This is a genomic window from Marivita cryptomonadis, from assembly GCF_002115725.1.
Classification (GTDB): domain Bacteria; phylum Pseudomonadota; class Alphaproteobacteria; order Rhodobacterales; family Rhodobacteraceae; genus Marivita; species Marivita cryptomonadis.
Genome location: NZ_JFKD01000009.1, coordinates 140,083 through 165,029, shown reverse-complemented (window position 1 = coordinate 165,029; position 24,947 = coordinate 140,083). Strand labels below are relative to the sequence as shown.

At 58.4% G+C, this 24,947-nt stretch carries 21 protein-coding genes and 2 tRNA genes; 14 read left to right on the top strand and 9 right to left on the bottom strand.

The genetic code is table 11. From position 1 onward, the window contains the following. Nucleotides 1-135 precede the first annotated feature (135 nt). From MCRY_RS12030 to MCRY_RS12015, 4 genes are read left to right on the top strand one after another with little or no spacing between them, the layout of a single operon-like run. A complete protein-coding gene (locus tag MCRY_RS12030) occupies nt 136-1,107 on the top strand; it encodes a Bug family tripartite tricarboxylate transporter substrate binding protein (RefSeq protein WP_171046167.1) in 972 nt (323 codons plus the stop codon). Between the two features lie 10 nt (nt 1,108-1,117). Further along, the gene (locus tag MCRY_RS12025; RefSeq protein WP_085630158.1) at nt 1,118-2,050 is read left to right on the top strand and encodes a BMP family ABC transporter substrate-binding protein; all 933 of its coding nucleotides are present in this window, start codon (nt 1,118-1,120) and stop codon (nt 2,048-2,050) included. Next, nucleotides 2,032-2,478 carry a tripartite tricarboxylate transporter TctB family protein gene (locus MCRY_RS12020; protein WP_085630156.1) on the top strand — a complete coding sequence of 149 codons (447 nt, stop codon included), beginning with the start codon at nt 2,032-2,034 and terminating at the stop codon, nt 2,476-2,478. Before MCRY_RS12025 ends, MCRY_RS12020 begins: the two co-directional genes overlap by 19 nt. Continuing rightward, nucleotides 2,478-3,974, top strand: a complete 1,497-nt coding sequence (locus tag MCRY_RS12015) for a tripartite tricarboxylate transporter permease (protein WP_085630154.1) — start codon at nt 2,478-2,480, stop codon at nt 3,972-3,974. The genes MCRY_RS12020 and MCRY_RS12015 overlap by 1 nt, the downstream gene beginning before the upstream one ends. Nucleotides 3,975-4,046: 72 nt before the next feature. Here MCRY_RS12015 and MCRY_RS12010 read toward each other — a convergent pair whose 3' ends face one another. Beyond that, entirely contained in the window at nt 4,047-4,931 is an 885-nt protein-coding gene (locus MCRY_RS12010) for a LytTR family DNA-binding domain-containing protein (protein WP_085630152.1), read from the bottom strand. Between the two features lie 342 nt (nt 4,932-5,273). Here MCRY_RS12010 and MCRY_RS12005 point away from each other — a divergent pair. Then, nucleotides 5,274-5,350 (top strand) — tRNA-Asp (locus MCRY_RS12005). Nucleotides 5,351-5,379: 29 nt separating this feature from the next. Then, nucleotides 5,380-5,456 (top strand) — tRNA-Asp (locus tag MCRY_RS12000). A 36-nt stretch (nt 5,457-5,492) separates the two neighbouring features. Here MCRY_RS12000 and MCRY_RS11995 read toward each other — a convergent pair. From MCRY_RS11995 to MCRY_RS11985, 3 genes are all read right to left on the bottom strand, one after another. Beyond that, nucleotides 5,493-6,347, bottom strand: a complete 855-nt coding sequence (locus tag MCRY_RS11995) for an alpha/beta fold hydrolase (RefSeq protein WP_085630150.1) — start codon at nt 6,345-6,347, stop codon at nt 5,493-5,495. Next, on the bottom strand, nt 6,344-6,910 hold the full coding sequence (locus MCRY_RS11990) for a hypothetical protein (protein WP_138488139.1): 567 nt from the start codon (nt 6,908-6,910) through the stop codon (nt 6,344-6,346). Before MCRY_RS11990 ends, MCRY_RS11995 begins: the two co-directional genes overlap by 4 nt. A gap of 115 nt (nt 6,911-7,025) precedes the next feature. Next, the gene (locus MCRY_RS11985; protein ID WP_085630146.1) at nt 7,026-8,402 is read right to left on the bottom strand and encodes a M20/M25/M40 family metallo-hydrolase; all 1,377 of its coding nucleotides are present in this window, start codon (nt 8,400-8,402) and stop codon (nt 7,026-7,028) included. Nucleotides 8,403-8,686: 284 nt separating this feature from the next. On the opposite strand from MCRY_RS11985, the gene hemA reads away from it, so the two are divergent. From hemA to ispG, 3 genes are all read left to right on the top strand, one after another. Continuing rightward, on the top strand, nt 8,687-9,910 hold the full coding sequence (hemA, locus tag MCRY_RS11980) for a 5-aminolevulinate synthase (RefSeq protein ID WP_085630238.1): 1,224 nt from the start codon (nt 8,687-8,689) through the stop codon (nt 9,908-9,910). A 128-nt stretch (nt 9,911-10,038) separates the two neighbouring features. Further along, entirely contained in the window at nt 10,039-11,625 is a 1,587-nt protein-coding gene (locus tag MCRY_RS11975; protein ID WP_085630144.1) for a helix-turn-helix domain-containing protein, read from the top strand. 108 nt (nt 11,626-11,733) lie between these two features. Continuing rightward, complete coding sequence (gene ispG, locus MCRY_RS11970; RefSeq protein ID WP_085630142.1) at nt 11,734-12,861, top strand: flavodoxin-dependent (E)-4-hydroxy-3-methylbut-2-enyl-diphosphate synthase; 1,128 nt, start codon at nt 11,734-11,736, stop codon at nt 12,859-12,861. 118 nt (nt 12,862-12,979) lie between these two features. Here the strand turns inward: ispG and MCRY_RS11965 are convergent, their stop codons facing one another. Together MCRY_RS11965 and MCRY_RS11960 are read right to left on the bottom strand one after the other, a co-directional pair. After that, nucleotides 12,980-13,729, bottom strand: a complete 750-nt coding sequence (locus MCRY_RS11965; protein WP_085630140.1) for a DsbA family protein — start codon at nt 13,727-13,729, stop codon at nt 12,980-12,982. Nucleotides 13,730-13,750: 21 nt separating this feature from the next. After that, the gene (locus MCRY_RS11960; protein ID WP_085630138.1) at nt 13,751-15,088 is read right to left on the bottom strand and encodes a M48 family metalloprotease; all 1,338 of its coding nucleotides are present in this window, start codon (nt 15,086-15,088) and stop codon (nt 13,751-13,753) included. 56 nt (nt 15,089-15,144) lie between these two features. Between MCRY_RS11960 and MCRY_RS11955 the strand changes: the two genes are divergently transcribed. The 5 genes from MCRY_RS11955 (at nt 15,145) to MCRY_RS11935 (ending at nt 22,447) form a co-directional block, all read left to right on the top strand. After that, nucleotides 15,145-16,299, top strand: a complete 1,155-nt coding sequence (locus tag MCRY_RS11955) for a pyridoxal phosphate-dependent aminotransferase (protein WP_085630136.1) — start codon at nt 15,145-15,147, stop codon at nt 16,297-16,299. A gap of 77 nt (nt 16,300-16,376) precedes the next feature. Beyond that, a complete protein-coding gene (locus MCRY_RS11950) occupies nt 16,377-17,594 on the top strand; it encodes an N-acetylmuramoyl-L-alanine amidase (RefSeq protein ID WP_085630134.1) in 1,218 nt (405 codons plus the stop codon). Between the two features lie 114 nt (nt 17,595-17,708). Continuing rightward, nucleotides 17,709-20,261, top strand: coding sequence for a penicillin-binding protein 1A (locus MCRY_RS11945; protein ID WP_085630132.1), 2,553 nt, complete (start codon nt 17,709-17,711; stop codon nt 20,259-20,261). A 98-nt stretch (nt 20,262-20,359) separates the two neighbouring features. After that, nucleotides 20,360-21,484, top strand: a complete 1,125-nt coding sequence (prfB, locus tag MCRY_RS11940) for a peptide chain release factor 2 (RefSeq protein ID WP_085630130.1) — start codon at nt 20,360-20,362, stop codon at nt 21,482-21,484. 156 nt (nt 21,485-21,640) lie between these two features. Continuing rightward, on the top strand, nt 21,641-22,447 hold the full coding sequence (locus MCRY_RS11935; RefSeq protein ID WP_085630128.1) for a DUF2189 domain-containing protein: 807 nt from the start codon (nt 21,641-21,643) through the stop codon (nt 22,445-22,447). Here the strand turns inward: MCRY_RS11935 and MCRY_RS11930 are convergent. The 3 genes from MCRY_RS11930 to MCRY_RS11920 all read right to left on the bottom strand — a co-directional run bounded on the left by MCRY_RS11930 (nt 22,444) and on the right by MCRY_RS11920 (nt 24,694). After that, entirely contained in the window at nt 22,444-22,677 is a 234-nt protein-coding gene (locus MCRY_RS11930; protein ID WP_238939515.1) for a hypothetical protein, read from the bottom strand. The two genes, MCRY_RS11935 and MCRY_RS11930, sit on opposite strands and share 4 nt — an antisense overlap. Further along, entirely contained in the window at nt 22,674-23,822 is a 1,149-nt protein-coding gene (locus tag MCRY_RS11925) for an aromatic ring-hydroxylating oxygenase subunit alpha (protein ID WP_085630236.1), read from the bottom strand. The genes MCRY_RS11930 and MCRY_RS11925 overlap by 4 nt, the downstream gene beginning before the upstream one ends. A 101-nt stretch (nt 23,823-23,923) precedes the next feature. Continuing rightward, nucleotides 23,924-24,694, bottom strand: a complete 771-nt coding sequence (locus MCRY_RS11920; protein ID WP_238939493.1) for a helix-turn-helix domain-containing protein — start codon at nt 24,692-24,694, stop codon at nt 23,924-23,926. Nucleotides 24,695-24,947 lie beyond the last annotated feature (253 nt).

Sequence of the window (24,947 nt, the reverse complement as noted above, 5' to 3'; positions counted from 1 at the left end):
GTGGTCATCTGCTGAATTTCTGGCCGAAATCAAGATTTCTGTTTTGTTAATTTTTGAAACCATGGTTCCATAATCTCATGTTGGACCCACGATGACAGCGCACGCTCTTTGATGCCTCATAGAAGGAACACGCTCATGACCACCAGACGACATCTTCTTGCTTTGCTGGCCTCCGTATCGGCGGTCGCGGCCATTGCTACGGCCCCGGCGGCACAAGCGGCTTGGCCGGAAAAACCTGTCCGTATTCTGGTGTCCTTCCCGCCGGGTGGATCCAGCGACCTTGTGGCACGCCTTTTGGCTGAAAAGCTGTCCGCCGATCTGGGCCAGCAATTCGTGGTCGAGAACAAACCCGGCGCAGCAGGCACTGTTGCTGCAGGCGCGCTGCAAGAGGCGGACCCTGACGGTTATACATTCATGCTTTCCAACCTGACGCCGTTCAGCGTTGCGCCGACGCGTTTCCCCGACACGCCCTATGATCCGGTCGCCGATTTCGATCATATTACCTATGTCGGAACGGTCCATTTGGGGTTGTTTGGTGCGCCCAGTTTAGAGACAGCTGATTTTGGCGCTTTCCTTGAAAGGGCCAAAGCTGATCCGGGCAGCATCGACTATGGCAGCTCTGGTGTCGGCTCTTGGGGGCACATCATTGCCGAGCAGTTCAACCGCGAGACCGAGGCCGGTCTGTTCCACATTCCCTATAAAGGCTCTGGTCCAATGCGGCTTGATTTCCGGGCGGGTGTGGTGCCGGTGATCTTTGATGCGGTGCCGCAGAACCTTCCGGCGGTCGAAGAGGGCACAGCGATTCCGCTCGCCGTGTCGTCGACAACGCGCCTGCCGACTTTGCCGGACACGCCGACGTTTACCGAGCTTGGCTATGACATCGTTGCTGAAAACTGGCTTGGCGTAAGCGCCCCTGCCGGTGTGCCGGATGAGATCAAGACGACCCTTGATGCGGCGCTGCAAAAGGCGATGACCAATGCAGACGTGGTGGCGCAGTTCGACACGTGGGGTCTGGTGCGTGCACCCAAGACCAGCGCCGAGTTCGAGGCCTTCGTCGCTGAACAATTCGAAGCATGGAAGCCGCTGGTCACAGCGATTTCGAACTGAGGGGAGCGGTATGCGGATCACTGTCTTTTTTGTCGGCGAGGTGCATGATGATGGGTTCAATGCCAGTGCGTTGGACGGTGCCTTGCGGGTGCAAGACGCGGGGATTGCCGAGATCAGCGTGATCGATGGTGTGCCATACAAAGAAGATGTGATCCGCTCTCGTCTCGCTGACGTGATGCCCGGCTGTGACGGGCTTGTCTTCATCGGAGGGCAGGGCAACGGCGCAACACCAGACATCGCGGCGCTGCATCCAGACAAACGCTTTGCCATTGTGCAGGGCCACAGAACCGGACCGAACCTTGCGAGCTACGACGTATTGCAAGAGGAAACGGCCTTTCTTGCCGGGGCCTTGGCGGCGCTGATCACGAAGACGCGTGTCGTTGGCCATTTGTCGGGCCACAGGGTGCGACCCGGTTTGAAAGGGCGCGCTGCATTTGCCGCGGGTGTGGCCCATATCGACCCCGAGATCGAATTGCTGACCGCCTTTTGCGGCACGCAGGATGACAACGCGGTGTCACGTGCATGGGCCGAGGCAGAGATCAGTGCCGGGGCCGATGTGATCTTCACCATGTTGAACGCCGCACGCCAAGGGGCGATTGACGCTTGTCGAGCGGGTGGGGCGATGCAAATCGGCAATGCTCTCGATTGGGTGACGCGTGACGAAGAGGTGTTCATTGCCTCTGCGATGGCGCGGATTGATCTTGGTGTGGAACGCGCGATCCATGACATGGTGGCAGGACAAATCCCGTCAGAGGTGGTCGAGCTTGGACTGGCAGACGGAGATTACGGGCAGCTGACTTTGGGCAAGGATGTCGCCCCGGAGATCAGGGCGCGGATCGCCCAGATCGCAGTGATGGTCCGAAACACGCAGATTACCATTCCCGACGACTATACAGGGCCGGAGTTCCAGCCCGAGACAGGGCTATGCATCGCGACCGCCTGATCTCTCAGGTTGGTCCCGCGCTCATGCTGCTGGTGGGCTTGGCATTTGTCGTCGGTTCGATCACGACGCTTGAGCTTGGTTCAGCCCGACGGATGGGGCCGGGGGCGTTTCCGGCGATTGTCGGGGGCCTGCTGTCCGTGCTGGCTTTGGTGACACTGATCCGCAACGTCCGGCAGCCCATGGGCTGGGACCAGCCGGACCCGATTTCCGTGCTGGCCGTGGCTGGTGGTGTGATTGCTTTTGCGTTTCTCACGCCACTTCTGGGCGTGCTGCCTGCGATTGTCGTGTCGGTGTTGACGACCTCGTCGGCGGTGCCTCAGTTCCGGTGGCCCGGTCGCATTGCTCTGGCCGTCTGTGTCTCGGTTGCGGTCTGGTTGGTCTTCGTCAAGGGCCTTGGCATCCCGCTCACAACGATACGGGGGCTCTGATGGAGCTGTTGTCCAATCTTGCGCTTGGCTTTGCGACAGCCGCGACGGTCTATAACCTCACCTACTGTTTCGTTGGTGTGTTTCTTGGCACTTTCATTGGCGTGCTGCCGGGGGTCGGGCCATTGGCTGCGGTGGCGATGTTGCTCCCGGTATCGTTCTATCTGCCGCCCGAAACTGCGCTTGTGATGCTGGCAGGCGTCTATTACGGCGCGGAATATGGCGGGTCGATCGCGTCGATCCTGTTGAACATCCCCGGCACGCCATCTGCGTCGGTGACCTGCCTTGACGGATATCCGATGGCACGCGATGGCCGGGCTGGTGTTGCCTTGTTTTCGACCGCGATCGCGTCGTTCTTCGGGGCCATTTTCGGAGTTGTGGTGATGGTTCTCCTGTCGCCGGCGTTGGCGGAGTTTGCCCTGTTGTTCGGGCCTGCCGAGTATTTCGCGGTCATGGTGCTGGGGCTCGTTGCTGCGTCGGTGGTAAGCACTTCCGGTGCACTGCGCGGTGTGATGATGGTCTGTCTTGGCATCTTGTTGGGCACAGTGGGCGTCGATATCAATTCCGGCGAAACGCGGTTTGTTGTGGGGATGCCCGAGCTGCGCGACGGGGTCAGCCTTGTTGTGGTGGCCATGGGGCTTTTCGGGATTTCCGAAGTCATGGTGTCGGCGCGTGGTGCCACGCGGTCCTATGCGACCGAGCGGATTTCCATGAGCAAGTTTCTACCGACACGGTCGGAATGGCTGCGCAGCATCGGTCCCGCCATTCGTGGATCGGCCATCGGTTCCTTCTTCGGCACGCTTCCGGGGACTGGGCAAACAGTGGCGTCGTTCGTTGGCTATGCCTTGGAAAAACGCATTTCGCCTCGGGGGGACAAGTTCGGCACAGGCCAGATCGAAGGCGTGGTCGTGCCTGAGGCGGCCAACAACGCTGCGGCACAAACAGCCTTTATCCCGACGCTGACGCTTGGCATCCCCGGATCGACAACGATGGCGCTGATGCTGGGCGCCTTGATGATTCACGGGATTACGCCGGGACCGCGTCTTATCTCAGAGCATCCAGAGCTGTTCTGGGGACTGATCGTGAGCTTTCTGTTCGGCAACCTGTTTCTGCTGATCCTGAACATCCCGCTGATCGGTCTTTGGGTCCGCTTACTGCGGGTGCCGCACTATTATCTTTATCCAACCGTCGTTGTCCTGATTTGCGTGGGTGTTTACAGCATCGATAATTCGATCTTCGACATCTGGATGACCCTCGCGTTCGGTGTGCTGGGCTATGTACTGCGGCTTTTCCGCTTCGAGCCTGCGCCACTGCTTATCGGGTTCGTTCTTGGGCCGATGTTGGAGGAGTTCTTCCGCCGCGCCATGCTGCTGTCGCGCGGTGACCCGATGGTCTTTCTTGAACGCCCCGGCAGCGCTGCTCTTTTGGGGATCGCGCTGGTGTTGTTGCTGGCAACGGCGATCCCGCGTCGGTTCCTGCCATGGGCGCGCCCGGCGTGAGGCGGCGGCTGTTCCATAGATAAAGCAAAACGGCGCATACGTTACAATCATCGCATGTGGCGTGGGGGTGCCTTACTCGGCGGGATGCACGTGAGTTTGTAGCCAGCTTAAAACCTCGTCGACACGGGTGCGGGCGACGGGGACTTCGGTGTCATCACGCAGTCGTAGAACCACGCGGCCGTTCTTGCGTTCGACGCGAATGGCAGGGTCGCGGGCAATCCACCATGACCGGTGTGGCTGCATCCCGTCCGTATCCTGCGTCTGTGCAACAATGTCGCTAAGGCGGGCCCGCGCGCGTGATTTCGCGTCTTCAAATGTCATGTGGACATGGTGTTCGCGCGCTTCGATGTGAAGAAGCTTGGTCAGTTCTACTTTTTCGCCACCGATGACAAGATGGCGACTGGGTTCCTCAGCGGCGAGCTCTTTTCGGATGTCGGGAAGGATGAATCGAAAGTAAATCGTTTCAAGCCCCTGTACCATGAAGAAGAAGATAAAGAGTTTTCCAACGAAATCAGGCACCAGTGTGCCGTTGCTCGCATAGTGCAGGCAGGATTCGCACAGGACGACCGTCGGTATCAGTGCCACAAAACCAATGACAGGTATCGGAACACGCAGGTTGGGAATTGCGCGCGCCAGTGCTGCAACGCCAAACAGGCAGAGGATCATGACCGTCAGGTAAAACGCAAACAGGACGGGCCAAAAGCCGACAGCAAACCAGACCGGCACAAAGGCCCGAGCGGACGAAGGATCGGCCGCGATGAATGCAATCATGCACAAAAATGTAAACAAGATTGTGCGATTATGCGCTAACGCGCGCAAATACACCCTGAGGCTGAAGGACATTCGTTCGCCCAACAGGTCCCAGAAGCGCAGTTCTGTACCCAACAAGTTACTCACAACTCTGATCACCCCAACCAGTCTGGCCAGAAAGGATATGTTTTTGATGTCACCGATCAACTCAAATCTTTCAGATTATATTCTTTCGTATGCCAAAATGACGCTAACGCGCATCACTTTTGATACTATGTTGCGGAATATCTCAGAAATTTGAATGCTTTGTCGGTCAGGATTGTCCCGCGCCCGTACCAGTCGCACGGACAGATGCCGGTTGGGCCCAAGGCGTGGCTGGGTGAGGGCGAGAGGTGGCCAGTTTGCGGCCTGATCTTTGGTAAAAATCAGTGTTCCAACCATTGCTTCCAACCGTCTGAATTTTTGCTTCAGAAAACCGCGCGAAAGCGCTTGACGGGGCAGGGCACTGACCATAAAACCCGCGTCACGCCCAGATGCGGGCGGCAGTGAGCGGTTGTAGCTCAGTTGGTTAGAGTACCGGCCTGTCACGCCGGGGGTCGCGGGTTCGAGCCCCGTCAACCGCGCCATCACTGCCCAAAGCATCGACGTGAAATGCGCGGTTGTAGCTCAGTTGGTTAGAGTACCGGCCTGTCACGCCGGGGGTCGCGGGTTCGAGCCCCGTCAACCGCGCCATTTCCCGAAATTCCCGTTCTCCAATGTCCTAAACGATCAGGTGATGAAGCGGGCGATTGCGTCGGTTGTGGCTTCTGGCGACTGGTCGGGGAAAAAATGCCCACCGTCAATTGCGGCGTGAGACATGTCGCTTAATCGATCGGCCCACGTTCCCGGAACATCCAAAAGCTGCGCCATCGCGCCGTCCTTGCCGTAGAGAACAAGCGTTGGACACGCGACACGTCGATCCAGGTCGGCCCGATCATCCGCCCAATCAATGTCCAATGCCGCACGGTAATCATGGCACATAGCGCGAATGCAATCAGGATCGCGCCACGCCGTTCTGTATGTAGCCAGAAGGTCTGAGTCGAAATCCGACAGGCGGGCCTTACCGAAGCCCAAGAGGCAGCGTTCGAAATACGCGTCTGGGTCGTGACCGATCATTGTTTCCGGAAACGGATGGGGCTGCGCCAGAAAAAGCCAATGATAATACGCTCGCGCGATTTCGGTTGTCATATTCGTCAACAGGTATTCGGTTGGAACAATGTCCATCACAATCAGGCTTTGAACGACTTGCGGATGGTCGAGCGCCATGCGGTGTACCGTGCGCGCCCCTCGGTCATGCCCCACGGCGTGAAACTGCACGTGGCCAAGATGGTCCATGAGGTCCACCATGTCCTGTGCCATGCAGCGAAAGCTCATCTCGGGCATCGTGGCGGGTTTGCTGCTGTCGCCGTAGCCCCTGAGGTCGGCTGTCACAACTGTGAAGCGGTCGGTAAGGGCAGGGATCATTGGTCGCCACATCGCCCGTGTTTGCGGGAACCCGTGCAACAACAAAAGAGGTGGACCGTCACCGGCCACCTCGTACGCAACGGATTGATTGTTCGTGCTAAAGTGTTGTGTTCGCGTCATTTAGGCGAGGATGACACAGGTACCACGCTTGTCCAATCGATATTTGCGATGTCCGAGGTGCGCGCCTGCGCAAAGGTCAGGACATCCGCCGGGCTTTCAAATCCAGCGTATTGCAGTCCGGATTGCAGATGTGCCTGATCCAGATTGCTGACGGCAATCGCTGCGACTGCGCCGACGATAAGACCGGCCGAATCCAATCGCCCGGTTGTCCGCGGTTTCACAAGGCGAACGACATTCATCAGGTAGAACACGATCAAGCCGAGGATCAGAAGGCCGAGACCGTTTGTTGCGTAGTGAATGAATTGCACGGGCCAGCCAGACCGTACCAGCAACGCTTGGACGGTTTCGGGATTGTTGGCTGCGAACAATGCGGCGAGTGCAAGACCAAAGCCAAGGCCGGACATCATCACCGGGTGGCTGGATTTCCGAGACGCGGATGTTCCCAGTTCCCAAGGCTTACGCGCATCGCGTGCTTTGGAAGGTGTCGCGGCGAACGAAGGATCAAGCCGCTGAATGCGCGCATTGAAATCGTTACGATCTTGTTTTCTAACCACTCGTCTCATGGCGTTAACTTTTCGCTGCGAAATGTGTCCGGAATTGGAAATGCCCGTGTCCAAGTTGCGAAACTACACGAAAATGCTATGAAAGTGACGCCACGTCACAAGCTCCCTTCCCAGGTCAGGTCCGGGTGAGAGCGTCAAGGATACGCGCCCAGCTTCTTGCGCCTTTGTGAAAGCTTTCGATGTCGTATTTTTCGTTTGGGCTGTGGATCTGGTCGTCGTCCTTGCCAAAGCCGATCAGCATGGATTCGGTCCCAAGCAAGGTTTGAAAATACCCTGCGACGGGAATTGAACCGCCACTGCCGATGAACGCGGCTTCATCGGGCCATTCAGCGCTGAGGGCGACGCGGGCCTGTTCGAATGCTGGATTGTCGATCGACATGACCGACGCTTGTGAGGCGCCATGGCCTTTGAATGCGACCGTGCAGTCTTTCGGAGTGAGGTCCGTCACCATCTGGCGGAAACTGTCACGGATGGCGTGCGGGTCCTGCTGGCCCACAAGACGGAAACTGATCTTGGCGCTGGCTTTGGAGGGGAGCACGGTTTTGAAGCCTTCGCCCTGATAGCCGCCACCGATCCCATTGATCTCGCAAGTCGGGCGGGACCAGATCATTTCAAGCGCGCTGCGTCCTGCTTCACCAGCAAGGTCGCTGAGTCCTACGTCACCAAGAAACGCCTTATGATCAAAACCCAGCGCCTCCCATTGCTGTAAAACATCTGCGGGAATTTCCGGCACACCGTCGTAGAAATCCGGGATCGTGACGCGCCCTTGATCGTCATGCAGTGCCGCAAGGATGCGATTAAGCACCCGGATCGGGTTCATTGCCGCCCCGCCATACATGCCGGAATGCAGGTCTCTGGTCGGTCCGGTGATCGTGATTTCCTCTTGCAACATGCCCCGCAACATTGTCGTGATGGCAGGCACCCGGCTGTCGAACAGGCCGGTGTCGCAGATCAACGCGATGTCCGCCTTCAACTCGGCGGCGTTCTCTTTAAGAAACGGCACCAAAGAGGGTGATCCCGATTCCTCTTCGCCTTCAAAGAAAAAGGTGATCTTGCAAGGCAGGCTGCCATGTTCCGCGATCCACGCGCGGCAGGCTTCGACAAAGGTCATCAACTGGCCCTTGTCATCTGCCGTCCCACGTCCGCGCAGGATTTTGCCCTTGGATGTGTCCTCGACCTGTGGGTCAAAGGGATCATTGTCCCAAAGATCCAACGGATCGACAGGCTGCACATCATAATGTCCATAGAACAACAAATGCGGGCCGGGGCCGTCGATATGCCCCACCACCATCGGATGACCGGGGGTCGGACGTTTTTCGGCGGTGACACCCATCGACTGAAGATCCGCGACCAGCCAATCAGCGGCCTTGTCACAGGCGTCCTTGTAGGCCGGATCCGTGGAGATCGACGGAATGCGCAGCAATTCCTTCAGACGCTCAAGGCTGTCCGGCAGCGAGGAATCAATGCGGGCAAGGACGGAATCGACGGACATGTTCGGGCTCCTCTGTGTGTTTGTCGCGACCCTATCACCGCGCCTGTCGCTGTCCAGAGTGGCTCAGGCCGCGCCATCTGATTGAATGATGCAGGAAAAATGCAGATTTTTCGTTCAAATGCGGCGTTCGGGTGAAACGATTGACTCAGATCAAGGCTGCGACCGTTGGTCGTTCCTTAAGCACATTGTCATGGAGAGATGCGATCTATATCCATTCTAAAACGTGAATGCGACGCGGGGCGACGGAAATGGCCCTCGAAGATCGCAGACTGAAGGAGACGCCGGTGCACTACGCAGACAAACTCGACGAAGCCCTGAACCGTTTGCACGAAGAGGGTCGCTATCGGACGTTTATCGACATCGAGCGTCAGAAAGGTCAGTTTCCCCATGCAGTCTGGCGCAAGCCGGATGGCAGCGAACACAATATTACTGTCTGGTGCGGCAACGATTATCTGGGAATGGGCCAGCACCCTGCGGTGCTTGCCGCTATGCACGAAGCGCTAGACGCAACAGGCGCAGGCTCGGGCGGCACGCGCAACATCTCCGGCACCACAGTCTATCATAAACGTCTTGAAGCGGAATTGGCCGATCTCCACCGCAAAGAGGCTGCGCTGTTATTTACGTCGGCCTACATCGCAAATGACGCAACCTTGTCGACGCTGCCCAAATTGTTCCCGGGCCTTATCATCTACTCGGATGCCCTTAACCATGCGTCGATGATCGAAGGCGTGCGCCGCAACGGTGGTGCAAAGCGGATCTTCCGGCACAATGATCTGGACCATCTGCGCGAATTGCTGGCGGCGGATGATCCCGACACACCCAAGCTGATCGCGTTTGAATCGATCTATTCGATGGATGGCGACTTTGGCCCGATCGAAGCGATTTGCGACCTTGCCGACGAATTCGGCGCGCTCACCTATATCGACGAGGTGCATGCCGTGGGCATGTATGGACCGCGTGGTGCAGGTGTGGCCGAGCGAGATGGCCTGATGGGCCGCATCGACATCATCAACGGAACCCTTGCCAAAGCATATGGTGTCATGGGCGGCTACATCGCAGCCTCTGCAAAAATGTGTGACGCAATAAGATCATACGCGCCGGGCTTTATCTTCACGACATCCTTGCCGCCTGCTGTTGCGGCGGGGGCTGCAGCTTCGGTTGCGCATCTCAAGAAGGATCAGAGCCTGCGTGATCAGCACCAGCTGCAGGCCCGCATTCTGAAAATGCGCCTCAAAGGTCTGGGTTTGCCAATCGTCGATCACGGCAGCCATATCATTCCTGTCATTGTCGGCGATCCTGTCCACACCAAACAAATGTCCGACATGATGCTGGATCGCTACGGAATCTACGTGCAGCCGATCAACTATCCGACCGTACCGCGAGGTACAGAGCGTCTGCGCTTTACCCCGTCACCGGTGCACGGACCGCAAGAGATTGATAAGCTTGTACAAGCGATGGACGAACTTTGGGCGCATTGTGCGCTGAATCGCGCCGAACTCAGCGCCTAAATCTCGGAATCAGTGCAAATAACCTTGTCGTGTGATATCTAAAGAGTAATAAAACGCGCGACTCGACTCACCTGGTACGCGCGACGCAGGCAGCGTGTAGACGGTTAGTACGGCAAGGGGCAGCGAGTATGATTGGGCGTAAATCCCAAAAGGTTTCGCAGGACACGACCGATGAAAAACCGCGTGGGTTCGATGATTTCGAACTCAGGCTCGGGGATGTCATGCGTGGGGAACGCGCCACGTTAGGCAAATCCCTGCTGGATGTTCAGCGCGAACTGCGCATCAAGGCCAGCTATATCGCGGCCATCGAAAACTGCGATCCCACCGCATTTGACACGCCGGGCTTTATTGCCGGATATGTGCGCTCGTACGCGCGGTACCTTGGCATGGACCCGGATGACACCTACGCGGTGTTCTGCGCCGAAAGCGGTTTTGAAACCGCGCATGGTATGTCCGATGCAGCATCGTCGCGCAAAAAAGCTGACATGGCACCCGTATTGAGAGCAGAGGCCGCACGCGATCCGTTCTCGCAACCTGCGTTGCCATTTGCCCCCGGAACCGATTCCCTGCTGTCCCGCATCGAACCCGGTGCCATTGGATCGACGCTTGTTCTTGTCCTTTTGCTGGGCGGGCTTGGATATGGCGGATATTCCGTTCTTCAGGAAGTGCAGCGCGTTCAGCTTGCTCCGGTCGATCAGACGCCCGTTGTTCTGAGCGATCTTGATCCGCTTCAAACCACGATCGAGTCGACGGACGACACCGTTGCGACCCTCGACGAGAACACCGCCGCTGGCGTGTTCACTCCACCTGCATCGGTAGAGGCATTTGACAGGCTCTACCGCCCGCAAGCGCTGGATGTTCCGGTTCTGGTGGCGCGCGATGCGCCGATTTCCACGCTTGATCCGAACAGCGTCGGGGCCTTTGCCGAGGTGACACGGCAAAACCTGCCGAATGTCGATCTTTCACCTGCAGCGATCCGCGCGGCGGCGTCGTCGGCCGCCTTGCCGTCGGACGGTGTCACTCTTATCGCGGCGCGTCCTGCTTGGGTGCGGGTGCGGGGTGATGACCGTTCGGTGATCTTTGAACGCGTTATGGCAGCGGGCGACACGTGGACTGTTCCCGCATCCGAAGCGGACGCGCTGTTGAATGTCGGCGAAAGCGGAGCAATCTATCTGTCGGTGAATGGGCAGACCGTTGGCCCGGTGGGGCCGTCCGGTACAGTCACGTCTGACATGTCGCTTGACGGGCCGACGCTTGCCGCGATTCTCGAACCTGCTGATGTGCAGCGCGATCAGGATCTAACCCGCGTCCTTGCCGACTTGGGAACCGATACGACGCAGCCGACCATTGGCCAGCCGAAAATTCTGGAAGACAGCGCGCCGGGTGTGACCCTTGTTGCGGTGCGTCCCGCGTGGATTCGGGTGCGCGCGGCGGATGGGACCGTGATTTACGAGACCATCATGAATGCAGGCGACACCTACGAGGTGCCGGTGACCGAAGAGCCGCCGACCCTGCGCGTTGGCGAATCCGGTGCGATCTATTTTGCCATGAACGGCCAGACATACGGGCCCGCCGGAGCACGTGGATCGGTGACATCGAACTTGGCTTTGTCCGTCAACGAATTGTCGCAAACCTATGCGGTGGCATCGCTTGAGGCCGACAGCGATCTTGCACGCGTGGTTGCAGAGCTGTCCGTCATCCAGCCCACAGACTGAACGTCGCAACATGTGTCTTGAGGCTTGCGGTGCGCCAATGCCGGGCCTAGCTATATCCTCAAAGAGACTGTACCGTTTGGTTGACACTTTCCGCGACAGGAGGGCTGCATGAGCCTTAATCACATTCGCCCGTGGCGCAACATCTACCGCCGCAAGTCGCGCCAGATCATGGTGGGCAATGTGCCGGTTGGGGGAGATGCGCCCATTACCGTTCAGACCATGACCAACACGCTGACACCGGATGTGAAGGCGACAATCGCGCAGGTGCAGGCGGCGGCGGATGCAGGTGCTGACATTGTGCGGATCTCGATCCCCGACGAAGACAGTTCGCGTGCGTTGAAAGAGATCGTACGCGAAAGCCCGGTGCCCATCGTTGCGGACATCCATTTTCATTACAAACGTGGCATCGAAGCGGCTGAGGCTGGAGCGGCCTGCCTGCGGATCAACCCCGGCAATATCGGGTCTGAGGCGCGGGTCAAGGAAGTCATCAAGGCGGCACGTGACCACAATTGCTCGATCCGTATTGGCGTAAACGCCGGATCGTTGGAAAAGCACCTGCTTGAGAAATACGGAGAACCCTGTCCAGACGCGATGGTGGAATCCGGTCTCGACCACATCAAGATCCTGCAGGACAACGATTTTCACGAATTCAAAATCAGCTGCAAAGCGTCGGACGTGTTCATGGCCGCCGCCGCCTACCAGCAATTGGCCGAAGCCACGGACGCGCCAATTCACCTCGGCATCACCGAGGCGGGTGGTCTGATGACCGGCACGATCAAATCGGCGATTGGTCTTGGTAACCTGCTTTGGATGGGGATTGGTGACACGATCCGTGTTTCGTTGTCGGCTGATCCTGTGGAAGAGGTGAAGGTCGGGTATGAAATCCTGAAATCATTGGGTCTGCGCCACCGCGGTGTAAACATCATCTCCTGCCCAAGCTGTGCGCGGCAGGGGTTCGACGTGATCAAGACGGTTGAGGCGTTGGAAAAGCGGCTGGAACACATCAAGACACCGATGAGCCTGTCGATCATTGGCTGCGTGGTAAACGGGCCGGGCGAGGCTTTGATGACCGATGTCGGGTTTACCGGCGGCGGCAACGGCTCTGGTATGGTCTATCTGGCCGGCAAACAGAGCCACAAGATGTCCAATGACCAGATGATTGACCACATCGTCGAAGAGGTCGAGAAGAAGGCGGCGGCATTGGACGCCGCTGAAGCGCAGGAAGCGGCAGAGTAGGTAAAAGCCGCTTTGGTGCGGCTTGAACCAAGCGCGTTGCAATGCGCTTCAATCGCGGTTTCGGAACCGCGAGATTCAAGGCGGTTCGAACCGCCTTGCGCCCGTGCGAACCTCGGGCTTACCGCGCCTCTGCTACGATCTGTTGCATCGCGTCCAGCGGCACGTAACCCCGGATCAGCTGGTCGCCCATGACGAACGACGGTGTGCCATTGATCTGCAACGCCTGCGCAAGCGCCCGTGTTGATGCCAGTTGTTCGTTGATGCTGTCGCTGTCCATCGCTGCGATCACAGCGTCTGCATCAAGGCCCAGCGTGTCGGCCAAACGGCGCAGGACTGTATCGTCGAGATCACCATTCAGCACGATCAGTGCTTCTTTCGCGGCGTGGTACGCCTCGTCACCTGCAACTTCGCGGGCAGCCAAGGCAAAGCGGGACGAGATCACCGAGTTCTCACCAAGGATCGGGAATTCCTTGGCGATGTAGCGGATATTGCCATCAAGTTCGAGAAGTTGAGTCACTTCAGGGTGCGCACGGCGGCAGAACCCGCAGCGGTAGTCGAAGAACTCGACGATGGTCACATCGCCTTCGGGGTTGCCGCCGACCCAAGAATACCCGTCGTTGAAGATGGCCTCGGCGTTGTTTTCGATCAGCGAGACATCGCCTTGTGCCTGCTCGGCGGCCTGACGATCTTCCAGAACCTGCACAGCTTCCATGATCACCTGTGGGTTTTCCAGCAGGTAGGCCCGGACCTGCGCACCAAAGGCAGCGCGGTCTGCGTCGGACATATTGTTCAGATCAAGATCAGCAGCCTGAACGCCGGTGGCCATTAAAAGGGCGGCGAAAGACGTGGCAAGGCGGGTTTTCGTCATGTGGGTCTCCAGTTATCAGGCTTAGCGCTGCGCCGCGCGTTGAGCAGCACTTAGCACATCCTGCGCACGTTGCCATGGGCCGGATCCGCGCGGCAATGCACCTTCGGCCCGTTTGGCGTGAATGGCGGCATCCTTGAACCGCCCTTGAACCGCGTAGCGTTCCGCAGTGACCAACGACGCCATCGCGTTCTGCCCTGTCTTGGCATAGGCAGTGGCCAGATCGCGCAGGATGCGCGTGTCGCTGAAATCGCGGCCGCGTGCGGCTTCCAATGTCTTGAGCGCGTCTTGCGCGTTGCCCGCAGCAAGCTGCGCCCGCCCCAATCCGCCAAGGATCAACGGTTCGCGGGGGGCGAGGCGGGCAGCAGCGGAATACACTTTCACAGCATCCGAGGCACGACGCGATTCCAGCAGGATCTGGCCCTTGAGTTCGCGCAGGAATGGATCGTTCGGGCGGGCTGAGATGGCAGCGTCGATATTGCTGAGCGCGCGACCAAGATCACTTTGGCGGTGATAGGCGACCGCCTTGCGCATTTGCGCAATATCCGCGCTACCGCTGCTGTCCGCGCGACGCAATGTCCAGCTTGGTGCCCGGGTGAATGCGGTCAGTTTGCCCTTTGCACGGGCGAACCAGTAATCCGCGGCGGGGTCGGGCTCCGTTTGCGCAGATGCCCCGGCGACCAGGCCTTTCAAGGCGCGCAATCTGTCACGTGATAAGGGATGAGAGCGCATATACGGATCTTGCCGGGTTTCGGCCAACGCCTCTTGTCCCCGGAACAGGTCTTGGACCTCGATCGCGCCCTGTGGGTCGATGCCTGCGCGCACAAGATAACGGATCGAGCTGATGTCGGCTGATGATTCTTCGGCGCGGGTGTGTGCCAAGAAGTTGCGCATCGCCGAAGACTGCACCCCAAGGCCAAGCCCGACTGCTGCCTGACCATTACCAGCGGCAGCCGCCGCAGCAGCCAGAACCATGCCAAGCCCTGCCGCAGTCCGTGCGGTGCGCATGTTACCAAGACGCCGGGCGATATGACCGTTTGAGATATGCGCCGCCTCATGCGCGATGACGGCCTGTACCTGTGCGGCGGTTTCCAACTTGGTCAGCAGGCCCGAGTGAATGAAGATGTGCTGCGTATCGACGATAAAGGCGTTCAGAGTGCTGTCGTCGATCACCAGAATACGGATTTGGCTCGGGCTAAGCCCTGCCGCGCGCAGAACCGGAGCGCCCAGTTGCTTGAGTGCGTATTCGATATCGGCATCGCGCAGCAAAGTCACCGCGCGTGCGGACGATGCGCCAATCAGCGCTGTCAGGCACAGAACGAGGCCTGTCACCCGCAAGAAATGCAATGCTGTATGATACATTGACCTTGCCCTGTCTTCGCCCCTAGGTCTGCCCCCAACACTGTACGGAGAGAATGATGCGGAACTCAAGCCGTGGGGCGGTTGATCCCTTTATCGTGATGGATGTCATGGAAGCCGCGCGTCAGGCCGAGGAGGCTGGACGTCACATTATCCATATGGAAGTGGGCCAACCGGGCACCCCAGCGCCAGCCTTCGCCCGTCAGGCATTGCAAAACGCGATGAGCGACAATCCGCTGGGATACACGGTGGCCTTGGGGCTTCCCGCTCTGCGCCAGAGGATCGCGCGGCTTTACGGGGATTGGTACGATGTCGATCTTGATCCGGCGCGCGTTGTGGTGACACCGGGATCGTCGGGCGGGTTCATCCTTGCCTTTTCGGCGCTCTTCGATGCGGGCGACCGGATCGCGCTTGGAGCACCCGGATATCCGTCGTACCGCCAGATCATGAAGTCGCTCGACCTGATACCGCTTGAGGTGCAAACCCGCGCGGAGGCCCGGTATCAGTTGGAACCGTCCGATCTGAAGGGGATCGACTATCAAGGTATGATGGTGGCCTCGCCCGCAAATCCGACCGGTACAATGCTTGGCAAGGATGCTTTGGGAGCGCTGATCGGAGCCGCGCAAGACAAGGGGGCTGCGTTCCTGTCGGACGAGATTTATCACGGCATCGAATACGAGCACAAAGCGGTAACAGCGTTGCAAATCAGCGATGATGTCTGCGTCATCAATTCATTCTCCAAGTATTTCAGCATGACGGGGTGGCGTGTCGGCTGGCTTGTTCTGCCGCCCGAAAACGTCCGCCAGGTGGAGCGTCTGGCGCAAAACATGTTCATCTGTGCGCCCCATGCCGCGCAGGTTGCCGCATTGGCGGCGATGGATGCGGGCGATGAGTTGGAAGCCAACATGGCGGTCTATCGCGAGAACCGTCGCCTGATGATCGAAGGTCTGCCCAAGGCAGGGTTTGACCGGATCGCGCCGCCTGACGGGGCGTTCTATGTCTATGCCGATATATCGCATCTGACAGATGACAGCCGCGCATTTGCCCGCGCCATTCTTGACGAGGCAGGTGTTGCCGTCACGCCGGGGCTTGATTTCGATCCGGTTCGGGGGGGCGGAACGCTGCGCTTTTCCTATGCGCGTGCGACTGCGGATATCCTTGAAGGTCTGGATCGGCTTGAACGGTTCATGCGCGCGGAGGGTCATATCACCTGACCGTATCCACACTGTCCTCGACGCGGCGAATCCGGTACGATTGCTTTAAAGGTCCGGTCAGAGGCCAAGGTGAGTAAATGAGCGGTGTTTTGAGACGGATTTTGGCGTTTGTGCTGTCTGGCGTGCTGGCAGGGCCTGCTCTGTCGCAAGAGCTTGGCGCAATGGCGCGGTTCGAAGCAGGAAACGTACAGGATCGGTGGGGTGGATCGGAGTTGCGGATTGAGATCAGCCAAGGCGTTCCGTGGCGGATCTTTACGTTGACGAACCCGAACCGTCTTGTGATGGATTTCCGTGAGGTCCAGTGGGCAGATGCCGATCCGTCTGCGCTGGACAAGTCTGACAGGATCGCTGGCGTCCGTATGGGCGGGTATCGCCCCGGCTGGTCGCGTCTTGTGGCTGATCTGGCAGAGCCGCTGATCGTTGAAAGCGCCGAACTCGTGACGGATGTATCGGATGGCGGTGCCACGATCACCATACGGCTCGAGCAAACCGACCAGGCAAGTTTTGACCTGGCGGCGGGCGCACCCCGCGATCCGCGCTGGGATTTGCCTGCACCCGCAGTGGTCGATACCGTGCCGCCGCGCGATCCGGACCGGGTCAGCATTGTGCTGGATCCCGGCCATGGGGGCATTGATCCGGGGGCCGAACGCGATGGCATCACCGAAGCTGATCTGATGCTGACCTTCGGGCGTGAATTGCAGGATGTTTTGCGGCGAGCGGGTGGGTTCGATGTGATGCTGACCCGTGATGGCGATTATTTCGTGTCACTTGAAGCACGCGTGGCGGCTGCGCGCGATGCCGGAGCTGACGTGTTCATTTCATTGCACGCCGATGCCCTTGCCGAGGGAGAGGCGCGGGGGGCCGCGGTATATGTGCTGTCCGATGAGGCGTCCGATGCCGCCTCTGCCGCTTTGGCGGAACGTCACAACCGGGACGATTTGCTGGCTGGCATCGACCTCAGCCAATCCGATGACCGGGTTGCCAATGTGCTGATGAGCCTTGCCAGACTGGACAATGCGCCCCGAAGTGAGGCGTTGGCCAAACACATGCTGGACGGGATCCGCAATGCGGTGGGCCGAGTGCACAAGCGGCCTTTGCGCAGCGCCGGGTTCTCGGTGCTCAAGGCTGCAGATATTCCCTCGGTGCTTTTGGAAGTGGGGTTTCTGTCGACCGAGGAAGATCTCAAGAACCTGAGCGATCCGATTTGGCGTCAGGGCATGGCGGCAGGCATTCGGGATGGCATCATCGCGTGGCGAGACGAAGATCGGGCGCTCGCGCCGCTTAGACGGAACTGACCATCGCGCCGTGACCCTGCGTCATAGGCAACCGACTGCCGGTTCGAACGGCAATGTGTTTTGACCAAGCGCCCCTAATTTTGTAGGGGTACAGAACTGAAATAGGGGCACGCCGTGACCAGATTCATCCTGTCGTTCTTCGGAGCCATCTTCACCCTTGTCACCATGGGGATGATGATGGTGGCGCTTGGCGTGGGCGGCGTGTTCTGGATGTATGGCCGTGACCTGCCCAGCCACGAAAGCCTCGCACAATATACCCCGCCGACGATCAGTCGCATCTATTCGCGCGAAGGCCGTATCATCGACGAATTCGCGCAGGAACGTCGCCTGTTCACACCGGCGAACGAAATACCCGATCTGGTTAAGCAGGCGTTCATTTCGGCGGAAGACAAGAATTTTTACACCCACCAAGGCTATGACCTGCGCGGTATCGCGGCGGCTGCGGTGGATGCCGTTGCGTCGGGTGGTCGTGATGTGCGCGGTGCATCGACCATCACTCAGCAGGTGATGAAGAACTTTTTGCTCTCCGGTGACCGCCGGGTCGAGCGCAAAATCAAGGAAATCATCCTTGCCTCACGCATCGAGGAGACGTTGAGCAAGGACAAGATCCTCGAGCTTTACATGAACGAGATTTTCCTCGGGCAAAACTCGTATGGCGTGACCGCTGCCGCGCAGACCTACTTCAACAAATCGCTGGTCGAACTCGCCCCGCACGAGGCCGCAACGCTTGCGTCGATGCCCAAGGCACCCTCCGAATTCCACCCGGTGCGCCGCAAGGAGCGCCTGTTGGCGCGGCGGGATTTCGTACTGAAAGAGATGTACGAGAACGGGTATATCGACAAACCGACCTATGAGGCCGAGGTCGCCATGCCCCTGCGCTCGGTCCAGAACGGAGACTATGTGCCGTTCCGCGATGCGCTGCCGCCGCGCAACTACTTTACCGATGAAATCCGCCGTCAACTGAGCGAAGATTTCGGCGAGGGTGAATTTTTCTCGGGCGGGTTCAGTGTGCGGGCCACGCTTGACCCCGAACTGCAGGTCGAGGCGGAAGACGCGCTGCAGCGTGCTTTGGAAAGCTATGACCGCTCCCAAGGTGTTTGGCGTGGCTCTGGCCTGACCATCCCGGCGGAACAACTGGCCAGCACCGATACATGGCGCGAAGCATTGTCGGCCGTGACCATTGCCCGCGATATCCAGCTTGAGAACCCGTGGTATCCGGCGGTTGTGCTTGAGCTTGGCACAAACGATGCGCGGATCGGCATCGAAGGTGTTCCCGATGATGAGGACGGTCATTGGATTCCAGCCAACGACGTTCAATGGGCACGCAAGCGCAACGATGACGGATCGCTTGGCCGCAAGGGGCAGGTGGCCGGAGACCTGCTTGCTGTCGGGGATGTGGTGCATGTCCGCCGCATGACTTCGGACAGCGATGGCAGTTTCATTCGCTGGACATTGCGTCAGGTGCCGGAAGTGCAGGGCGCGTTCATGGCGATGGACGTGAACACGGGCCGTGTGATCTCGATGCAGGGCGGGTTCAGCTATCAGCATTCGGTGTTCAACCGGGCCACACAAGCACAGCGTCAGCCGGGGTCGAGCTTTAAACCCTTTGTGTTCGCCGCAGCGCTGGACAGTGGCTATTCGCCTGCAACCATCGTTGTCGACGCCCCGATCGAGATCAACACGCCGCAAGGTATTTGGCGCCCGCAGAACGCCTCCAACCGGTTCTATGGCCCGACGCCACTTCGCACCGGTATCGAGCAGTCGCGCAACCTGATGACCATCCGTCTGGCCCAAGAGGTCGGCATGGATGTGGTCGCGAGCTATGCCGAGAAGTTCGGGGTCTATGACAATATGGGCCGTGTGCTTGCCAACTCTCTTGGAGCGGATGAGACCACGCTCTACAAGATGGTGGCCGCTTACGCGATGTTCGCCAATGGCGGTGAGCGGGTGGAGCCGACATTGGTTGACCGCGTGCAGGACCGCTATGGCAACACGGTGTATCGCCACGACCAGCGCGTCTGCGAAGACTGCACGCTGGCCAGCTTGCAACCGGGTCGTGGCCCCACAGTGACCAGTGACCGCGAGCGTGTGATGAACGCCGTGACAGCCTATCAGCTTACATCCATGATGGAAGGTGTGGTCGAACGGGGCACCGCGCGCAGCACTGTAAACCTGCCTGTACCGACTGCGGGCAAGACCGGCACGACCAACGACGCCAAAGATGTGTGGTTTGTTGGCTTTACGTCGAACATCGTGGCGGGCTGCTATATCGGTTACGACCAGCCGCGCAGCCTTGGACGCGGGGCGTCTGGCGGTGGGATGTGTGGACCGGTTTTCAACGCCTTTATGCAAAAGGCAGTGGCCAAATACGGTGGCAGCGCCTTCCGCCCACCGGAAAGCTGTGAGTTCATCAAGATCGACCGCAATACCGGTGCCCGTCTGTCGGATGGCGCAAGCGGCGACAACGTGGTGGCGGAATGTTTCCGCGAAGGCGAACAGCCGATCTTTGGCATCCAATTCGATGGTGGCTTTGCCATGGGGTCAAATTTCGAACTGTACAACTCGAGCGGTCAACCGTCCAAACAGGTCACCACATCCAGCGGTGGCACGGCGATCGTCGGTCCGAAAGCTTCGTTCGGCACGCTCAGCTCTGGTGGTCTGTACTGATCCGTCCATGTCGACCGCGCCGGTCGCGCTGCCTTGAAGGGGCGGCGTGGCTGGTCTATCACCAAGTCTGACCAAGGCCCGAGCATACAGGATCGCCAATGCGCGCTGAAATCCAGAACACCGTTGAACAGATTGAAAAATCCCTGAAATTGCTGGCGCAGCGATTGAATTGGGAAACCGCCCAGCATCGTCTGGAGGAGTTCAACGCCCGTGTCGAGGACCCAAACCTTTGGGACAATCCAGAAGCCGCGCAGAAACTGATGCGCGAACGTCAAATGCTGGTCGACGCCATCGAGACTTACACCTCGATTAAGCAAGACCTCAGCGACAACGTCGAAATGATTGAACTGGGCGAGATGGAGGATGACAAGGAAGTCATCGCAGATGCCGAGACCGCGCTGAAATCGCTTGCGGACAAGGCGTCCAAGAAAGAGCTTGAAGCGTTGCTTGATGGCGAGGCCGATGGCAACGACACCTTCCTTGAAATCAACTCGGGTGCGGGCGGCACCGAAAGCTGCGACTGGGCCAATATGCTGGCGCGGATGTATGTTCGCTGGGCGGAACAACATGGCTACGAGGTTGAACTGCAGTCCGAAACTCCGGGCGAAGAGGCGGGTATCAAATCTGCCGCCTACAAGATCTCGGGTCCCAATGCTTATGGTTGGCTCAAGTCGGAATCTGGCGTCCACCGTCTAGTGCGGATTTCGCCCTTCGACAGCGCCGCCAAGCGCCACACCTCATTCTCTTCGGTCTGGGTCTACCCGGTGGTCGACGACAATATCGAGATTGAAGTGAACCCGTCCGACATCCGCATCGACACCTACCGCTCATCCGGGGCAGGTGGTCAGCACGTGAACACCACGGACTCGGCTGTACGGATCACCCACATGCCGACCGGGATCGTCGTGACCAGTTCCGAAAAGTCTCAGCACCAGAACCGCGATATCGCCATGAAAGCGCTAAAATCGCGGCTCTACCAGATGGAGCTTGATCGCCGGAACGAAGCGATCAATGCCGCACACGAGGCGAAGGGCGATGCAGGCTGGGGCAACCAGATCCGATCCTACGTTCTGCAACCCTACCAGATGGTCAAAGACCTGCGCACCGGGCATGAAACTTCGGACACCAAGGGTGTGCTGGATGGCGATCTTGACCCGTTCATGGCGGCCACCCTTGCTATGAACGTGTCGGGCAAGTCCCGCGCCGACGCGCGCGCCGACTGATCTCGCCTTTTCACACCCGGTGGACGATGTTCCGGTGAAGGAAAAACAGCGATGCGGCCACGCATCGCTGCACGTGGCTCTGTCAGGAACGTGTTGCCAAACCTGTGTTGTGTCGATTTCATACAGAGGCGCGAACGTCATGCTTGGGAGGATGGCATGAGGGAGACCCCAAAACTTGGTGTGCCGACACTGGAACCTGTGTCGGTAGATATGTTGCGAACGGCGTTGCGGCGCGGTTGGAAAGACCTGACTCGCGCGCCAAGCTATGCCCTGGTCTTTGCCGGGTTCTATGTTCTGGCTGGCTGGACGATTTTGTGGATCACAGTCTGGACGGGCACGACCTACTGGCTTGTTCTGGCGGCAATCGGGTTTCCCCTGATCGGACCCTTTGCGGCGGTCGGGTTCTACGAGGTCAGCCGCAGGCTCGAACGCGGGGATCCTTTGGTCGCGTCCGAGATTTTCGGCGTCGTCCTGCAACAGTCCCGCCGACAATTGCCATCCATCTGCGCGATCATCATCATGGTCTTCCTGTTCTGGTTCTTCCTCGCACACATGATTTTCGCGTTGTTTCTGGGCCTCAGCACGATGACCAATGTCTCGACATCCCTTGATGTGTATCTCTCACCAAACGGGCTGATGATGCTTGCCGTGGGCACCTTTGTAGGTGCTCTATTCGCGATATTGCTGTTCAATATCACGGTGATCGCGCTGCCGTTGCTTTTGGACCGGGAGATCGACTTTGTCACCGCGATGATCACCTCTTTCCAATTCGTGATGGCACAGCCCGTGCTCATGCTGGGCTGGGGCGCGTTTATCGCAATCGTGACCTTCGTTGCCCTGCTGCCGGGATTTCTTGGGTTGTTGGTGGCTCTGCCGCTTTTGGGCCATGCCACCTGGCATCTTTATGACCAGGTGCGCATTCCGTCGATTCAGGCAGAGCAGGGGAACGCGCAGCCAGTTTAAGGATCGTTTGGGGCAGGGGTGTCACGTCCAAGCGCGACCAGCGCGTCTTTCAGACGATCCGCTCGGGCATCGCCTGTATCCAACGCGAACACATAAGCCTGGGTCAGGAAGAACCCGCGGGCGGGCTCGTTTGATGTGGCCTCGGCGGCGTGTTCATAGAGCGCGATCAAAGCGAGGTGATCATTTTGCGCATGCGCTGCCAACAGCGCCTGATCCAAGGCTTCGGTCACGCTTGGCTTTGGTGGCGTGTGATGCGGCCTGCCGCCCATTTATGAAAGCAATGCGTCGGGCCGTCCATCGCCGGCGAGAACCGTCCGCCATCGAAACCCGGAGCACGACGACCGCGCTGCATGCCTTCGACCACAAAGATGTCCTCTTCAAAAACGACTTTCCATTGCTCGGCGTTTTTCTGTCTCAATGAAATGTCGGTATCCGGAGTGGCATAGTAAATGTGGATGAATTCTTCGGTCTGGTTCGGGCCGTTCGGGCGTAGGATAATTGCAAAAGCATGATCGCGATGCACGCCCAGCAGGACATTTGGATAAATCGAAAGGTATTCCGCACCAGCGTCCCATTTCGGGTCCAAATCAGCGTAATCGGGAAAAACGGCACCTGTGTCGCTTTGCAATTGGCGATAAACCAATGTGCCTTGTCCCGACGTTACTCCTTCGATTTCGATATTATAGTGATCCTCGAGCCGCGAATAACTGTTCAGCCCTGGATGGACCCATGGCAGATGATAGCTTTCGCAATAGTTTTCGACGGCCAGTTTCCAATTGCTATCAACCGTCAGAGTGAATCGGCTGTCATCGCCTCCGTGAAACAGCGGTTTTTCAAAATCCGCCCAGCGAGCAATCACATCACGCATCGCGTCTTCGAACGCCGGTGCGTCGCCTGAAAGATTGATCCAGACGACATCCCGCCAGACATGGCTGCGCACTTCGATCAGCCCTAGCGTGGCGCGGTCCATGTCCTTATGGGAATTGAAGCCCGGCCCGCCGACATGGGGCGTGGCAACCAATTGTCCCTGCGTGCTGTAGCACCACGAGTGATAGGGGCAGCGGATGGCCCCTTCGATCCTGCGGGGTTCTGACACAAGGATCATGCCGCGATGACGGCAGATATTCTGAAACACCCGCACGACATTGTCACGTCCCCGGATCAGAAGCAGCGGAATGTCGAGAAAGGTGATCGGAACCGCGTCGCCGATTTCGGGCACGTCGGACGCCACGGCCAGCCCGGCCCATCCAGCACCAAAAAGCGCGTCCCGTTCCTCGATGAACTTGTCGGGATCGGTGTAGTGCGCATTAGGAAGCCCTCGTGCTTCGGCCGTTGGTTTGTTGACATCCGCCAACCGGGGATCAAGCACAGTCATCGCCACCTCCACAATCTGGTTGGACAACATCCTGTGGCGCAAAAGACGCGGGGTCGCGTCAAAAGACGACAGAATCTGCCGCCCACCGACCATGACCCGACCTAGAAGAACGGCTCTCCGATGCGCAATTGCGCCTGCTCGTAGGCAACGAGGTCAGATGCAGTGCAGAATCCCGAGTTGCGCGCAGCGTGGCGTACCTTTGTCCCGTCGCGACCGAGAAATTCATAAACCAGCCGCGCAACCCGCGCGCCTGTGCTGCTTTCCCGTACCGTCCGGACAGTGTATCCGACCCAGTAGTTGTTCTGAAACGACGGCACCTGCGCCAGAAAGTTGAAAGAGGTCGTCAGGGCATTCCGTCGACTGACCAATCCCGCGACCCCGCCTTCCTGCGCCATCAGAAGTCCGCGAAACTCCCGGTTTTTGGGATATGCGGGCAATCCTTGCTGGGCCATGGCCTCTTTGGCCTCAAAGCCGCGAAGAAAGGTTGCTCCGTCCTTTCGATAGACATACACAAGACCCTGAATAAATTTGGCCTCGTCCAGAAAACTGCGGCGCACAAATCGGTAAAATCCTGCAGGAAAAATGGTTTCCTGTAATTGTGTGACGCCACTGGATAAGAAACCGTCGATTTCAGGGTGGTTCAACAAGGATTTTGTGCCCAAACCGATATTGGAAAGAGGTTCGAGAATGATCCGTGCATCGACATCAAAGTATTGGCAGATACGAAACAAAACATCTGGCCTTGGAAAACTTTCCCCAGAGAGATATCTGTTGAATTGGGTTCGGTTTATTCCAAGTTCCCGGCAAAGTGCTGAGATTGATTCTGTTGATTTGGCGAGTTCGCGCAGGTTTGCCCCCAGAGTGTTGCGCAATTCAGAAGGGCTTGGGCGTGTCACTTTGATAAGCTCTCGTCGTGAAAATCAGGATCGAAAGGCCATTACTGTTGCTCGTAGATACTCGTCAAAAACCTTGGGTGGCGCTGCCGGATTATGGCCCGTGCAGGGATGTACTGGCGGAAGTGATGCTAACCAGATACATTGTTGATGCGAGTTCGCGTCAGGGTCAATCACCACTGACACAAATTTTTTACCGCAGACGCACAGTTCGGGATGTCCTGACGCCCGA

Excerpts from the sequence above, each read along its gene's own strand:
- MCRY_RS12030 (WP_171046167.1), top strand. The coding sequence starts at position 136 with ATGACCACCAGACGACATCTTCTTGCTTTGCTGGCCTCCGTATCGGCG.
- MCRY_RS12025 (WP_085630158.1), top strand. The coding sequence starts at position 1,118 with ATGCGGATCACTGTCTTTTTTGTCGGCGAGGTGCATGATGATGGGTTC.
- MCRY_RS12020 (WP_085630156.1), top strand. The coding sequence starts at position 2,032 with ATGCATCGCGACCGCCTGATCTCTCAGGTTGGTCCCGCGCTCATGCTG.
- MCRY_RS12015 (WP_085630154.1), top strand. The coding sequence starts at position 2,478 with ATGGAGCTGTTGTCCAATCTTGCGCTTGGCTTTGCGACAGCCGCGACG.
- MCRY_RS11995 (WP_085630150.1), bottom strand. The coding sequence starts at position 6,347 with ATGACGCGAACACAACACTTTAGCACGAACAATCAATCCGTTGCGTAC.
- MCRY_RS11990 (WP_138488139.1), bottom strand. The coding sequence starts at position 6,910 with ATGAGACGAGTGGTTAGAAAACAAGATCGTAACGATTTCAATGCGCGC.
- MCRY_RS11985 (WP_085630146.1), bottom strand. The coding sequence starts at position 8,402 with ATGTCCGTCGATTCCGTCCTTGCCCGCATTGATTCCTCGCTGCCGGAC.
- MCRY_RS11975 (WP_085630144.1), top strand. The coding sequence starts at position 10,039 with ATGATTGGGCGTAAATCCCAAAAGGTTTCGCAGGACACGACCGATGAA.
- ispG (WP_085630142.1), top strand. The coding sequence starts at position 11,734 with ATGAGCCTTAATCACATTCGCCCGTGGCGCAACATCTACCGCCGCAAG.
- MCRY_RS11965 (WP_085630140.1), bottom strand. The coding sequence starts at position 13,729 with ATGACGAAAACCCGCCTTGCCACGTCTTTCGCCGCCCTTTTAATGGCC.
- MCRY_RS11960 (WP_085630138.1), bottom strand. The coding sequence starts at position 15,088 with ATGTATCATACAGCATTGCATTTCTTGCGGGTGACAGGCCTCGTTCTG.
- MCRY_RS11955 (WP_085630136.1), top strand. The coding sequence starts at position 15,145 with ATGCGGAACTCAAGCCGTGGGGCGGTTGATCCCTTTATCGTGATGGAT.
- MCRY_RS11950 (WP_085630134.1), top strand. The coding sequence starts at position 16,377 with ATGAGCGGTGTTTTGAGACGGATTTTGGCGTTTGTGCTGTCTGGCGTG.
- prfB (WP_085630130.1), top strand. The coding sequence starts at position 20,360 with ATGCGCGCTGAAATCCAGAACACCGTTGAACAGATTGAAAAATCCCTG.
- MCRY_RS11935 (WP_085630128.1), top strand. The coding sequence starts at position 21,641 with ATGAGGGAGACCCCAAAACTTGGTGTGCCGACACTGGAACCTGTGTCG.
- MCRY_RS11925 (WP_085630236.1), bottom strand. The coding sequence starts at position 23,822 with ATGACTGTGCTTGATCCCCGGTTGGCGGATGTCAACAAACCAACGGCC.